Below are 14,588 nucleotides of genomic sequence, written 5' to 3'. Positions count from 1 at the left end.
TACTCTCTGTTGCTTATCGGGAATCAGCGCATCCCATAGTGTGGGCCTCGGCTCTCCGCTGATCCGCGTGGGACTCGCGACCGACCAATCCGCGGGACGCCGGCACCCGCGTCAAAACGCCCGGCACTCGATATCGATACCAGGAGGACTCGCAAGGCATGGCGAACGTAGAAGAGATTCCCGGACCCGCGAGAAGCAGTGCCGGGACGCTGGACCGCGGCGAACGTGGCGCAGACCGCGGAGGGGTGAAAGCCCTGCCTCGCGACGACGATGCCCAAGTCGACCCGGAAGAGTACAAGCAGCTGCTCAACGTCTACGATAACAGCTTCCGGAACATCGCGGAAGGCGAGGTCGTCAAGGGCACGGTGCTGAAAGTGACGGCGTCGGAAGTCATCGTCGACGTCGGTTACAAGTCCGAAGGCATCATCGCCATCGGCGAGTTCCTCGACGAGGCGGGACAAATCACCGTCGAAGCCGGCGACATCGTCGACGTGCTGCTCGAGCGGACCGAAGATCGCGAAGGCTACGTCGTCCTCTCGCGCGAAAAAGCCGAGAAGATGAAGATCTGGGACGAGGTCGAGAAGGCCTACACCGAGCGCAAGGTCGTCATCGGCCGCGTCATCGAGCGCATCAAGGGCGGCCTGGCGGTTGACATCGGCGTCCGCGCGTTCCTCCCCGGCTCGCAGATCGACGTCCGTCCCGTCAGGAACCTCGACGCCCTGCGCGGCCAGGAACTGCGGATGCGCGTCATCAAGGTCAACAAGAAGCGCGGCAACATCGTCCTCTCGCGCAAGGTGCTCCTCGAGGAGGAGAACGCCGAGAAGAAGAAGCACACGCTCGACACGCTGGCCGAGGGCAAGGTCCTCCGCGGCGTGGTCAAGAACATCACCGACTACGGGGCGTTCATCGACCTCGGCGGCATCGACGGCCTGCTCCACATCACCGACATGTCGTGGGGCCGCGTCACCCATCCGTCGGAGATCTTCCAGGTCAACCAGGACATCGACGTCATCGTCCTGAAGTACGACCCGGCGACCGAGCGCGTCTCGCTCGGCCACAAGCAGCTGCACAACGATCCGTGGTCGAACGTGATCGAGCGCTATCCGGTCGGCGCGCGGCTGTCGGGCAAGGTGGTCAGCCTGACCGACTACGGCGCGTTCGTCGAGCTCGAGCCCGGCGTCGAAGGGCTGATCCACGTCAGCGAGATGTCGTGGAGCAAGCGCGTCAAGCACCCGTCGAAGATCCTCAACGTCGGCGACGGCGTCGAGACGATGGTGCTCGGCGTCGATCCGGGCGCGCGCCGGATCTCGCTCGGCCTCAAGCAGGTCGAGAGCAATCCCTGGCACGAGCTGTCGGAGAAGTATCCGATCGGCACGACGATCACCGGCAAGGTGCGCAACCTGACCGAGTTCGGCGCGTTCGTCGAGGTCGAGGAAGGCATCGACGGCCTGATCCACATCTCCGACATGTCGTGGAGCAAGCGGCTGAAGCACCCGTCGGAGGCGCTCAAGAAGGGGGACACCGTCGAGGCGATGGTGCTCAACATCGACGCCGAGAACCAGCGGCTGTCGCTCGGGCTCAAGCAGCTGCAGACCGATGTCTGGGACGAGTTCTTCCAGCAGCATCATGTCGGCGACACCATCGAGGGGAAGATCGCGCGGATGACGAACTTCGGCGCGTTCGTCGAGCTGGTGGAAGGGATCGAGGGGTTGATCCACGTCAGCGAGTTCGACGACTCCCATCAGAAGGGGAAGGACGGCAAGCTCGATCTGCAGGTCGGCGAGAGCTACCAGATGAAGATCATCAAGCTGATCCCGTCGGAGCGGAAGATCGGCCTGTCGATCCGGGCGCTCAAGAACGAGGAGTTCCGCGCCGACTGGGAGGCCTATTCCGAGTCGAGCGGCCGGCCGGAAGCGACGCTGGGCGATCACTTCAAGCATCAGCAGTGAGCCGGGACTGACGGTGCTAAAGGTGCTAAAGGTGCTAAAGGTGCCAACGGTGCAAAGGGTGCTGGTGCGAAGGGCGCCAGGGGTGCGCAGCATCAGCCCCCTCGGCGCCTCCGGCACCACCAGCACTGCTGGCACCAGCACCGTCGGCACCCTTCGCACCTTTAGCACCTTTCGCACCAGCACCTTCAGCACCCTCGGCACCCCCAGCACCAGCACCCGTGGCACCCCCAGCACCTTTAGCACCCTGAGCACCGGGAGCGACCAAAGGGAGCGACCATGAATACCGGCAGCATGACCAAGGCGGAGCTCGTCGAAGAAGTCTCGCGTGTTTCCGACCTGACCAAGAAGCATTCCGAGGTCATCGTCGACACGGTCTTCAAGAGCATCATCGACGCGCTGCATCGCGGCGAGAAGATCGAGTTGCGCGGATTCGGCAGCTTCCGTCTGCGGCGCCGCGAGCCGCGCAAGGGACGCAATCCCAAGACGGGGGACAAGGTGGACGTGCCGCCTAAGAAGGTCCCCTACTTCAAACCCGGCAAAGAGCTGAAGGAGCTGATCAACCGCGAGCCAGAGGCGCCCCAGGCGCCGCCGGCTGCGAGCGGATCGGATCTCGCCGGAGTCTAGCGTGGAGCACTTGTGGAGCCCTTGGCGGCTGGCCTACATCACGGGCAAGGCCAGCGCCGGGGGCTGCGTGTTCTGCGCCGCCCTCGCGAGCGGTGAGGGCGACCCGCTGATCGTGCACCGCGGCCGCGCCTGTTTCGTCATTCTCAATCTCTTTCCTTATAACAACGGTCACCTCATGGTGATCCCCAACCGGCACATCGCGAGCCTCCGCGCCGCCACGACAGGGGAGCGCGCGGAGCTCGTCGAGCTGGCGTCGGTCGCGGAAGCGGCGCTGACCGAGATCTATCAGCCCCAGGGGCTGAACATGGGGATCAACCTGGGCAGCCCGGCCGGCGCCGGCATTCTCGATCACGTTCACCTGCACGTCGTGCCGCGCTGGGCCGGCGACACCAGTTTCATGAGCGTCGTCGGGCAGACGCGCGTCCTCCCGGAGGAACTGCCGGAGACGGCGGCGCGACTGCGCCCGGTCTTCGCGCGGATCGCGGACTCGTCGCCAGAGTGACAGTACGGAGACGCCGAGCCGCGAGGCAGAGCCGTTTCCAGGGATCCCCACCAAAGTCAGACGACCGTCACCGGCGCTGATCGGAACTGCGGGTGCGCCCCCTTCCGCACGCGCCGGACCAGAGAGATGCTTGCATTCCGGATTGTCTATGCCACACTCTACACATGAAACGCACGAATCTTGTGCTTGACGCGGCCTTGCTCGAGGAGACGCTGAAGATCAGCGGCGAGCGCACCTACTCGGCCGCCGTGCAGCGGGCGATGCAGGAGTTCGTCCGGCGCTCGAAGGCGCGGCGGATCCTGGATCTGGCAGGCAGCGGCGCCTGGGAAGGCGATCTGGCCATGATGCGCGGGGATCGATCGGCATACGGAAAGAAGCGGCGTGATCCTCGTTGACTCATCCGCCTGGATCGAGGTGTTCCGCAAGCCGCCGCGCCTGAGGTTGGAGGAGATCGTCGACTTCGACGAGATCGTCACCTGCCTGCCGGTCGTCCAGGAAGTGCTGCAGGGATTTACGGGCGACCTGGCGTTCCGCACTGCGCGCGAGGCGATGCTGGCGTTCCCCATGGTGGAGTCGCCGGTTGGCGAGCGCGTCTATCTGGACGCAGTCGATCTGTATCGACGGGCGCGGCGGGCGGGGATCACGGTCCGCTCCGGGGTGGACTGCCTCATTGCGGCCTGCGCCATCCGCCACGGTCTGACCGTGCTGCACAACGACCGCGACTATCCCGCCCTCGCGCATGTCTCCGAATTGCTGGAGCGGCAGATTCCCCGATAGCGCCAACGCCGGCACGCCGGGGGATAATGGTTCCGTGATTCTCGACTTCGACGCGCACCAGATCGCCTACCAGGGCGAGATCGCAGCGTTTGCGGCCGCGGCGATCGCCCCCCGCGCGCAGTCGATCGACGACACCGACGAGTTTCCTCGCGATCTCGTGCAGGCGATGGCCTCCCGCGGCCTGCTCGGCGTCACGATTCCGCGCGAGCAGGGGGGCGCCGGACTCGACTACGTCAGCTACGCGCTGGCGCTCGAGGCGCTCGCGGCGGCGAGCGCGGTCGTGTCGGTCATTGCCAGCGTCAACAACTCACTCGTCGCCGAGCCGATCGCGCGGTTCGGGTCGGCGTCGCAGAAGGCGACGTGGCTCGGCCGCCTCGCGTCGGGCGCGATGCTCGGCGCGTTCGCTCTGTCGGAAGAACAGGCCGGATCGGACGCTGCCAACCAGCAGACCGTCGCGCGGCTCGACGGCCACGGTTACGTGCTCAACGGACGGAAGGTCTGGGTGGCGAACGCGGCCGCGGCGGATCTCGCCATCGTGTTCGCCGCGACTCAGCCCGGCAGCCGCGGCCGCGGCGTCGGCGCGTTTCTCGTGCCGCTCGACGCGCCGGGGATCGTCCGCGTGCCGGCCGGCGACGCGCTCGGCGTGCGCGGACTTGGCTGCATGAACCTCGAGCTGAAGGAAGTGGTCGTCGGCCCCGACGCGATGCTCGGCGGCCCAGCCGACGGATTCCACGTCGCGATGTGGGCGCTCGACGGCGGCCGCGTCGCCATCGCGGCGCAGGCGCTCGGTGTGGGCCAGGCGGCGCTCGATGCGGCGCTCGGCTACGCCAAGCAGCACGAGGCATTCGGCCAGCCGATCGCGAACTTCCAGGCGATTCAGTGGATGCTGGCCGACAGCGCGACCGAGCTCGACGCCGCGCGGATGCTGATGCTCAAGGCCGCCGACGCCAGAACCCGCAGCGACCGGCCCACCCTCGAGGCGGCGATGGCCAAGCTCGCCGCGTCCGAGGCGGCACACCGCGCCGCCGATCGGGCCATGCAGATCTTCGCCTCGCACGGCTACCGGCGCGGATCGGTGATCGAGCGGCTGCTCCGCGACGTCCGCGCGACGGAGATTTATCAGGGCACTTCGGAAGTGCAGCGCATGGTGATCGCGGAGCAGATTCTCTAGCGCTTGGCGTCCGGCGGGCGCCCTTCCGGGGCCTCGCCGGCGCTCAGGTCACGAGCGCGCCGCCGCGGCGCCTCACTTGACCGGCAGCATGAGATGCTCGTACGGCGTTCCCGCCCACATCACGTACGGCCCGGTCGGATCTGCCTTGGCGTCGTGGACGTACCCCGAGGTCATGCCCTTGCCGCCGACGATCATGACGTGCGGCCCGGTCGTGACCCAGTTGTTGGTCGGCGTTGCCTTCTCCGCGAACGGATCGGTGTTGCTGGCGCCGCTGTCGCCCGCCAGCATGTAGACGAAGCCGATCTTGTCTCGCGGCGGATCTTTCTTGTTCATGTAGGCGTCGAACCACGCCATCGCATTCTGGTCGGCGCACATCGCGTCTGGTCCCGGCCCCGCGACCATGCAGGTGAAACCGTTGGTGCCCTTGCGAATCGTGCGCATGTTCATCTTCTCATCCATGCCCACGATGGTGGCGTCCTTGCCGATCGAGGCGGGCGCCGCCGAGATCGCCTTCTTGATCGCGGCGGCGTCCGACGGCGCGGCGGCAGGCGCGGCTTTCTTCGCCGCCGCCTTCTTGTCCTGGGCGACGAGTACGCCGCCGGCGCACCCCATCACGGTACACACGACAATGATTGCCACTCTCATCCGAACCTCCTTCGCTGTTGCCGAACGGCGGATAGTAGCAGGAACGGCGGCGAAATCAGCCGAGGATCTGCTTGGCGATCGTCTGCAGCTGCAGGTTTGAGGTGCCCTCGTAGATCTGGCCGATCTTCGCGTCGCGGTACAGCTTCTCGACCGGATACTCCTTGACGAAGCCGTTGCCACCGAACAGGTTCACGGCGAGCGAGGCGACCCGCTCGGCGACCTCTGACGCGAGGATCTTGCAGATCGCCGCCTCGGTGAGAAACGGCCTGCCGGCATCGCGCAGCCGCGCCGCGTTGTAGACGGTGAGCCGCGCCGCTTCCACGTCGACCGCGGCGCGCGCGATCTGGTGCTGCACGGCCTGGAACTCGGCGATCGCCCGGCCGAACTGCTTGCGCTCTCTCGTGTATTTGATCGTGTGATCGAGCGCGGCCGCGGCGAGGCCGAGCATCTGCGCGCCGATGCCGATCCGTCCCTCGTTCAGCGTCTCGATGGCCGTCTTGTAGCCCTTGCCGACCTCGCCGAGGACGTTGGCCCTCGGCACGCGGCAGTCCTCGAGAATCAGCTCGCAGGTGCTGCTGGCCCGGATGCCGAGCTTGTCCTCCTTCTTGCCGACGCTGAACCCGGGGAACCCGCGCTCGACGACGAACGCGGTGATGCCGCGGTAGCCGGCGCCGGGATCGACCGTGGCGAAGACGAGGAAGATGTTGGCCTCGTTGCCGTTGGTGATCCACAGCTTGCGGCCGCTGACCACATAGGCGTCGGCATCCTCGCGGGCGCGGGTCGTCAACGCGAACGCGTCGCTGCCCGAACCGGCCTCCGACAGGGCGTAGGCGCCGACGTCCGTCGCGGCCAGCCGCGGCAAGTAGCGGCGCTTGATCTCCTCGCTCCCCCAACGCAGGAACGCGTTGATGACCAGCGTGTTCTGCACGTCGACCAGCACGCCGATCGAGGGGTCGACGCGCGAGAATGCCTCGACCGCGAGCACGGAATGGAAGAAGCTGGCGCCGGCGCCGCCGTAGCTCTCGGGAATCTCGATCCCCATGACTCCGAGCTCGAACATCCGGTCGATCAACGTGCGCGGAATCTTCGCGTGGTCGTCCATCTCGCGCACCAGCGGCCGCACCTGAGCTTCGGCGAACTCGCCGACGCTGCCGCGGAAGATCGCCTCGTCTTCGGCAAGGACCGTCAATGGCTGGGCGCGCGCGATCGTCTGTTCCGCCATGATCGGGATGTTATCATCGGGCTATGCGAGTGTACGCTCTCCTCGCGGCCGGCCTGCTTATCGCGCAGGCCCAGCAACCGCCATCCCCGCCGCCGGCGACGCCGCCGGCAGCCGCGCAGACGCCGCAGCCGCAGCGTCCGGTGATCCGCAGCGGCATCAACTTCATCAGTGTCGACGTCATCGTCACCGACAAGAAGACCGGCGAAGTCGTCCTCGACATGAAACCGGACGATTTCGAGGTCCGCGAGGACCGCCGTCCGCAGAAGGTCGAGAGTTTCGACGTCGTCAAGATCGACGAGCTGACGCGAAGCTACCAGCCGAAGGAGATCCTGAACGAGTCGGACCAGGAGCTCGAGGCGAAGAAGCCGGACGTGCGGCTGTTCATCATGCTGCTCGACGACTACCACGTCCGCCGCGGCAACGACATGGTCGTCCGACAGCCGCTCGTCGATTTCGTCAACCTGCTCGCGCCGCAGGACATGATGGCGATCATGTATCCGCTGACGCCGGCCAGCGCCCTGACCTTCACGCGCAACAAGGCGTCGCTCATCTCGGCGATCGAGCACTTCGAGGGGCGCAAGGGAGACTACCTGCCGCGCAACGAATTCGAGGAGAAGTACGCCTACTACCCGACGGTGCAGGTGGAGTCGGTCCGCAACGACGTCACCATGGGGGCGCTGCGCGCCGCCGCGGCGCAGCTCGGCTCCATGCGTGAGGGGCGCAAGCAGCTGGTGTTCGTCAGCGAAGGCTTCACCGCGAACCTGCCGCTGCAGCTCTCGAATCCGATCGCCGCGATGCCCGGCGTCGGCAACACCGCGCGTCCTGGCCAGGACGTCACCGACCAGCGGGCGCAGACCGAGCAGTTCTTCACGTCGGTCGATCTGATCGACCGGCTGAAGGACGTCTACGAGATGTGCAACCGCAACAACACGTCCATTTATGCCGTCGATCCCCGCGGGCTGGCGGTGTTCGAGTACGACGTGAGCGAAGGCGTCAGCCTGCAGACCGATCGCACCAACCTCCAGTCGACCACCGACTCGCTGCGCGTCCTGGCCGACAACACCGACGGCCGGGCCATCGTCAACCGCAACGACCTCGGCAAGGCGATGAAACAGATCATCCGGGACGCGAGCGGCTACTACCTGCTCGGCTACACCTCGGTGACCGCGCCGACCGACGGCAAGTTCCACACGATCGACGTCCGCGTGAAGCGGCCCAACGTCGAGGTGCGTTTCCGCAAGGGATACTGGGCCTACACCACCGACGACGCCGCCAGGGCGAGCGCGGGCCCGAGGACCGAAGCGAAGCCGGAGGTGACCAACGCGCTGAACACGATCGTCGATCCGGCGCGCGAGCACAAGGCGCGTTTCTGGACGGGGACCGACCGCGGCGGGAACGGCCAGGATCTCGTCACCTTCGTCTGGGAAGCATTGCCCTCGAAGGGCGGGAGCACCGCGGCGCGCGTGCAGTTGACCGCGACCGCCGCCGACGGCCGCCCGATCTTCCGCGGCCGCATCCCCGACTCGGACGCGCCGATGGTGGCGCCGGCGCCCGGCAACCCCGACATGCCGGTGGCCGCGGAGCTGCCGGCGGCGAGCGCGTCGTTCAATGCGCCGCCCGGACAGATCGACCTGAAGATCGTCGTCGAGGACGACAGCGGACAGGTGATCGACTCGACCACGCAGTCGGTCACGGTGCCGGACTACGCACAGACCCAGGTGTCGTTCAGCACGCCACGCGTCTACCGCGCCCGCACGGCGCGCGAGGCGCTCCAGATCCGCAACTACGCGGACGCGCGTCCGATTACTTCGCGCGAGTTCAGCCGCGGCGAGCGCCTGCTGGTCCGCCTCGACGCCTACGCGACTGGGGGCGCCAAGCCGGAGGTGACCGCGAAGTTGTTGAATCGTGCGGGTACGTCGATGGCCGACGTGCCGATCCAGGCGGCTGACGGCAAGCCGTATCTGATCGATTTTCCGCTCGCGTCGCTGGCGGCCGGCGAGTACATCATCGAGATCGACGCCAAGAGCGCTTCAGGGACGGCCCAACAAATGATCGGGTTCCGGGTGGGATCGTAGCCGGGTCTGGAGACCCGCCCTCCACCTGACCGAGGTCCGGAGCAATCCGTCGGACCGACTATCTGTAGACGGGACCTCGCGGTCCGCCATCAACTCTGCCGCAGCGCGATCGAGGGATCGACGCGCGCGGCGCGTCGGGCTGGGACGTAGTTGGCAAGCGCCGCCGAAGCCAGCAGTACTGCGACGGCGATGCTCCAGGCGAGCGGGTCGCCGGCGCCGACGCCATACAGGGCGGCGGCGATCGCACGCGCCGCGACGAACGCCAATAGCAGTCCGGCGACGATCCCCGCCGCTGCCAGCGCCAGGCCCTGGCGCATGACCATCGCCAGCACGCCCCCCGGCGCCGCGCCCAGCGCCATCCGGATCCCGATTTCGCGCGTCCGCCGGCCGACGGCATACGCGACGACCCCGTAGAGTCCGATTGCGGCGAGCAGTGTCGCGATGACGCCGACCAGCACGATCGTCTGCGCGGCGATCCGCGCCGGCAGCAGCGCCGCGCTCACCTGGCCGTCCATCGTCTGACTGTCGAGGAAGACGGTGTTCGGCTCGAGCACGAGAATTTCGCGCCGCATCGCCGCCAGCAGCGCCGCCGGATCGCCGCCGGTGCGCGCGAGCAGGACCTCGCCGGTCGAGGGCTGCTGTGAGAGCGCGTACTGAATGTAGGGCGTGGGCGCCTCCCCGACGGTGTCGACCTTGTACGTGGCCGACACGCCGACCACGACATAGTCGGTCCCGCCGTTCGACGGTGTATGGAAGTGGTGCCCCAGTCCGTCGGTGCCGGGCCAATAGCGGCGCACGAATGCTTCGTTCACGATCGCGACCTTCGCCGAACGCGGCGTGTCGCCGTTGTTGAAGGTGCGGCCGCGCAGCAGCGGAATCGACATCGTGTCGAAGTAGTGCTCGTCAACCCAGGTCGCGTCGATCGAGACGCCGCGCTCGTCGACGATGCCCTGGCCGGGGAAGGTGACGGTGTTGCGGTTGTAGTTGATCGCCAACGGCTGCCGCACGACCCGCGACACCGACTGCACGCCGGGAAGCGTCGCGGTGCGCTCGGCGGCGCGCCGCATCAGCGCCGTCGCCTTCGTCTCGTCGTAGCCGATCAGCCCGAGCTCGGTCCCGAGCACCGCCAGTCCGTTCGCCCGGAAGCCGAGATCGACCCGCTGCGCGCGAAGGATGCTATGGGTGAGGAGACCGGCCGTCACCAGGAGCACCAGCGTGACGGCGGTTTGCAGCACGACCAGGCCGTCGCGAAGCGTCCAGCGGCGTCCGACTCGCTGCACCATCGCGTCGCCCTTCAGATCCGAAACCAGGTCGGCGCGGGTGGCGCGCGCCGCCGGCGCCAGCCCGGCCAGGAGTCCCGCCGCGGCGGCAATCGCGATCGTGAAGGTGAGCACGCGCGCGTCGATGTGCAGCGACACCGCGACCGGAATCGGAATCGGCAGTGGCAGCGCGGCGATGACCTGGATGGCGACCGCGGCCAGCGTCACGCCGACGATCGCGCCGAGCCCGCCCAGGACGACACTCTCGGTCAGCAGCTGCCGCATCAGGCGCCGGCGGCTGGCGCCGATGGCGAGTCGGATGCCGATCTCGCGGCGGCGGCCCGAGGCGCGCGCCAGCAGCATGTTGGCGACGTTGGCGCACGCGACGACCAGCACGAGCGCGATCGCCACCATCAGCCCAGCGGCGATCGGCCGCAGCGCCTGGTCGGCCTGGGGGTGAATCCGCACGTTCATGGCCGTCACGACCGGCCGCTGCTGGTTGGTTTTCGGGTATTCGGCGGCGAGCTGCTTCATCAGCAGCGACATCTCGGCCTGCGCGCGCGCCCCTGTCTCGCCATCCTTCAGGCGTCCCTTCGCGAACAGCCAGCGCTGCCCGCGGCGATCGAGACGCGTGGTGCCGCTCGGCGACGGCACGACGTCCTGGATGCCGGCCGGTTCGACGTCCTCGACCCAGCCAATCGCTGTCCACACCTCCGGCTGCAGCATCGGGACCATGCCGGTGAAGGCCGCCGGCGCGACGCCGACGATCGAATAGGGCTGGCCGTGGATCAACAAGGTTCGACCGGTCACGCCTGGATCGCTGCCGAAATCGCGCCGCCACGAGACGTAGGAGAGCACGGCCGCGCGCGGCGCGCCGCGGCGATCGTCTTCCGGCAGGAGCGTGCGGCCGATGGCGGCGTTCACGCCAAGCACCTGGAAGTAGTTCCCGCTGACGACTTCTCCGAGCGCCATCCGCGACCGATCGCCGGCCTTGACCGCGGCGATCGACGGGCTATACCCGACCAGGCCGCTGAAGACGGTGCTCTTCGTCTGGAAATCGAGGAAGTCGGGATAGGAGTTGGTCGAATAGGTGTCGCCGTCGGCTGCCTTCGTGTAGACATCGACCAGGCGCTCGGGATGCACGACCGGCAGCGGCCGGAAGAGCAGCGCGTCGACGATGGAGAACAGCGCGGAGTTGAAGCCGATGCCGATGCCGAGGGACAGGATGGCGACCGCCGAGAAACCCGGCGAGCGCAGAAGCCACTTCAGCGCATATCGAACGTCAGCCAGCATGCTTCCCACATACGTCGGGGATTCGGCGTTTGTTCGAATTCGGACAGTTGTAAATGACGAATTACGACGGCGCAGCTACGCGTACATGCCGCGAAGCCTGGTAACGGTAGCGACGCGGTTGATAGCGACGATATAGGCGGCGGTGCGGAGGTCGGTCTTGTAGCGCAGCGACATCCCCAGCACGTCGCTGAACGCCTCGATCATCTTGTCCTCGAGCCGCTTGTTCACTTCCTCTTCCGTCCAGAAGTAGCCGTGGCGATCCTGGACCCACTCGAAATACGACGTGGTCACGCCGCCGGCGTTGGCGAGGATATCGGGGATGACGAACACGCCCCGGTCGTGCAGGTGCTTGTGCGCTTCGGGCGTCGTCGGGCCGTTGGCGCCTTCGGAGATGATCCGGGCCTTGATCGAGGGCGCGTTGTCCATCGTGATCTGGTTCTCGAGCGCCGCCGGCACCAGGACGTCGACGTCGAGGCCGAAGAGCTTCGCGTTGTCCAGCTTGTCGCCACCGGGAAAGCCGTCGATCGTGCGGTGCTGCTGCGAGTATTCGATCAGCTTCGCAATGTCGAGCCCGGCGTCGTTGTAGACGCCGCCCTTCCAGTCGGTGACGGCGACGATCTTCGCGCCGATCTTCGCCAGCAGATCCGCCGAGACGGAGCCGACGTTGCCGAAGCCCTGCACCGCAACCGTCGCGCCCGTGATGGCGATCCCCAGGTGCTTCGCGGCTTCGCGGGTGACGATCATCACGCCGCGTCCGGTCGCCTCCCGGCGTCCGAGCGAGCCCCCCATCTCGATCGGCTTGCCGGTCACGACCGCCGTCGACGTATGGCCGACGTGCATGGAATAGGTGTCCATGATCCAGGCCATGATCTGGTCGTTGGTGTTGACGTCGGGTGCGGGCACGTCCTTCTCAGGGCCGATGGCGTCGACGATCTCCGCCACGTAGCGGCGGGTCAGCGCCTCGAGCTCCCGGCGCGACAGCCGGTTCGGATCGACGATGATGCCGCCCTTGCCTCCGCCGAAGGGAATGTGCGCGACGGCGCACTTCCAGGTCATCCAGGCGGCGAGCGCCGTCACCTCGTCGAGCGAGACGTTGGGATGGTAGCGGATGCCCCCCTTCGCTGGTCCGAGCGTGATGTTGTACTGCACGCGGTAGCCGGTGAACACTTCGATCTCGCCGTTGTCCATCTGCACGGGGCAGGACACGGTGATCTGGCGCTTGGGATGCGTCAGGACTTTCCAGATGCCCGGGTCGAGGCCGAGGATGCGCGCCGCGCCATCGAACTCCTGGAGCATTGCATTGAAGATGCTTCCGGCTGTTTCCATAACGGTTCACGCTACAGCGGATTTTCAACCCGCGTCAAGATTGGGCGGTCGCCGTCCGGCCGCACCGTCACGCTCCGGGGTGCGCCCAGCGAAGCCGCGCCGGCGGACCGCGCGCTATAATGAGAACTTATGAAAACTGCGGTGGCGCCGCACGAGAAGGACCCGGCGGGGCGGTCCTTCACGACGATTTCCGGGCGGCCGATCGCGCAGGTCTATACCGCCGAGAGTGCCGGCGCGGTCGATCTCGCCGAACCGGGGCAGTTTCCCTACACGCGCGGCATCCACCCGACCGGCTATCGCGGCCGGCTCTGGACGATGCGCCAGTTCGCCGGGTTCGGCACCCCCGAGGAGACGAACCGGCGCTTCAAGGACCTGCTCGCGGCGGGCGGCAGCGGCCTGAGCGTCGCCTTCGACCTGCCGACGCTGATGGGGCGCGATCCTGATCACGAGCTGTCGCTCGGCGAAGTCGGCAAGTGCGGCGTCAGCGTCGTCTCGCTCCAGGACATGGAGCGGCTGTTCGACGGCATCGACCTCGGCCGGATCACGACGTCGATGACCATCAACTCGCCGGCGCCGATGATCTTCGCGATGTACCTCGCCGTGGCCGAGCGGCAGGGGGCTGCCTGGAAGACGCTCTCGGGCACGCTCCAGAACGACATCCTCAAGGAATTCATCGCGCAGAAGGAGTACATCTTCCCGCCGCGCCAGTCGATGCGCCTCATCACCGACATCTTTGCGTTCTGCGCCAAGGAGGTTCCCAAGTGGAACACGATCTCGGTGAGCGGGTACCACATCCGCGAGGCCGGGTCGACCGCGGCGCAGGAACTGGCGTTCACGCTGCGCGACGGCATCGAGTACGTGCAGTATGGGATCGACGCCGGGCTCGACGTCGACAGCTTCGCGCCCCAGATCTCGTTCTTCTTCAACTCCCACAGCGACTTCTTCGAGGAAATCGCCAAGTTCCGCGCCGCCCGCCAGCTGTGGGCCGAGGTCATGCGCGGCCGGTTCAAGGCGAAGAACGAGCGGTCGTGGAAGCTGCGCTTCCACACCCAGACCGCCGGCGTGTCGCTCACCGCGCAGCAGCCCTATAACAATGTGGTGCGCACGGCGTTGCAGGCGCTCGCCGCGGTGATCGGCGGCACCCAGTCGCTGCACACCAACTCGCTCGACGAGGCGCTGGCGCTGCCGACCGCGGCCGCGGCAACGCTGGCGCTGCGCACGCAGCAGATCATCGCCCACGAGAGCGGCGTCACCAACGTCGTCGATCCGCTGGGCGGCTCGTTCTTCATCGAGACGCTGACGCGCGACATGGAGCGCGAAGCGACGGAGTACTTTGACATCATCGACCGCATGGGCGGGATGGTGCAGGCGATCGAGCACGGCTTTCCGCAGAAGGAAATCGCCGAAGCATCGTATCGCTTCCAGCAGGCGGTCGAGGCCCGCGACAAGATCATCGTCGGCGTCAACGACTACGTGCAGGACGACGACACGCCGATCCCGATCCTCTACATCGACGAGTCGACGGCGGAGCGGCAGCTGTCGCGTCTCGAGGATCTCCGCCGGACGCGCGATCGCGACAAGGTAAGGCACGCCCTCGACGTACTGAAGGAGACGGCGCGCGGCACCGGCAACACGATGTACCCGCTGCTCGACTGCGTCCGCGCCTACGCCACTGTCGGCGAAATGTGCGACGCGCTGCGCGACGTCTGGGGCGAGTACGAAGAGGTGCCGCTCATTTAGCTGAC

At 67.1% G+C, this 14,588-nt stretch carries 12 protein-coding genes; 8 read left to right on the top strand and 4 right to left on the bottom strand.

Going from position 1 to position 14,588, the window contains the following annotated elements; genetic code table 11:
• The first annotated feature begins 245 nt into the window (after positions 1–245).
• From VGI12_15415 to VGI12_15390, 6 genes are all read left to right on the top strand, one after another.
• Positions 246–1,949 (top strand): 30S ribosomal protein S1, encoded by a 1,704-nt coding sequence (locus tag VGI12_15415; protein HEY2434063.1) that lies wholly within the window; start codon positions 246–248, stop codon positions 1,947–1,949.
• Between the two features lie 276 nt (positions 1,950–2,225).
• Positions 2,226–2,573, top strand: coding sequence for an integration host factor subunit beta (locus VGI12_15410; GenBank protein HEY2434062.1), 348 nt, complete (start codon positions 2,226–2,228; stop codon positions 2,571–2,573).
• 10 nt (positions 2,574–2,583) lie between these two features.
• The gene (locus VGI12_15405; protein ID HEY2434061.1) at positions 2,584–3,075 is read left to right on the top strand and encodes an HIT domain-containing protein; all 492 of its coding nucleotides are present in this window, start codon (positions 2,584–2,586) and stop codon (positions 3,073–3,075) included.
• Between the two features lie 164 nt (positions 3,076–3,239).
• Positions 3,240–3,470 carry a type II toxin-antitoxin system VapB family antitoxin gene (locus VGI12_15400; GenBank protein ID HEY2434060.1) on the top strand — a complete coding sequence of 77 codons (231 nt, stop codon included), beginning with the start codon at positions 3,240–3,242 and terminating at the stop codon, positions 3,468–3,470.
• A gap of 19 nt (positions 3,471–3,489) precedes the next feature.
• Positions 3,490–3,852 (top strand): PIN domain-containing protein, encoded by a 363-nt coding sequence (locus tag VGI12_15395; protein ID HEY2434059.1) that lies wholly within the window; start codon positions 3,490–3,492, stop codon positions 3,850–3,852.
• 34 nt (positions 3,853–3,886) lie between these two features.
• Positions 3,887–5,023: an acyl-CoA dehydrogenase family protein gene (locus VGI12_15390; protein HEY2434058.1), complete on the top strand. Its 1,137-nt coding sequence runs from the start codon at positions 3,887–3,889 to the stop codon at positions 5,021–5,023.
• Positions 5,024–5,095: 72 nt separating this feature from the next.
• Here the strand turns inward: VGI12_15390 and VGI12_15385 are convergent, their stop codons facing one another.
• Together VGI12_15385 and VGI12_15380 are read right to left on the bottom strand one after the other, a co-directional pair.
• Positions 5,096–5,668, bottom strand: a complete 573-nt coding sequence (locus VGI12_15385; protein ID HEY2434057.1) for a hypothetical protein — start codon at positions 5,666–5,668, stop codon at positions 5,096–5,098.
• A 55-nt stretch (positions 5,669–5,723) separates the two neighbouring features.
• Positions 5,724–6,890: an acyl-CoA dehydrogenase gene (locus VGI12_15380; protein HEY2434056.1), complete on the bottom strand. Its 1,167-nt coding sequence runs from the start codon at positions 6,888–6,890 to the stop codon at positions 5,724–5,726.
• A 23-nt stretch (positions 6,891–6,913) separates the two neighbouring features.
• Between VGI12_15380 and VGI12_15375 the strand changes: the two genes are divergently transcribed.
• Entirely contained in the window at positions 6,914–8,965 is a 2,052-nt protein-coding gene (locus tag VGI12_15375) for a VWA domain-containing protein (GenBank protein ID HEY2434055.1), read from the top strand.
• Between the two features lie 89 nt (positions 8,966–9,054).
• On the opposite strand, the gene VGI12_15370 is transcribed toward VGI12_15375, so the two are convergent.
• A complete protein-coding gene (locus VGI12_15370; protein ID HEY2434054.1) occupies positions 9,055–11,517 on the bottom strand; it encodes an ABC transporter permease in 2,463 nt (820 codons plus the stop codon).
• A gap of 75 nt (positions 11,518–11,592) precedes the next feature.
• A complete protein-coding gene (locus VGI12_15365; GenBank protein HEY2434053.1) occupies positions 11,593–12,813 on the bottom strand; it encodes a Glu/Leu/Phe/Val dehydrogenase in 1,221 nt (406 codons plus the stop codon).
• 159 nt (positions 12,814–12,972) lie between these two features.
• On the opposite strand from VGI12_15365, the gene VGI12_15360 reads away from it, so the two are divergent.
• Complete coding sequence (locus VGI12_15360) at positions 12,973–14,583, top strand: methylmalonyl-CoA mutase family protein (protein HEY2434052.1); 1,611 nt, start codon at positions 12,973–12,975, stop codon at positions 14,581–14,583.
• Positions 14,584–14,588 lie beyond the last annotated feature (5 nt).

This window comes from Vicinamibacterales bacterium (assembly GCA_036496585.1).
Classification (GTDB): Bacteria; Acidobacteriota; Vicinamibacteria; order Vicinamibacterales; family 2-12-FULL-66-21; genus JAICSD01.
Note: the sequence above shows the minus strand (reverse complement) of the source record. Positions and strands in the feature narration are given on the sequence as shown.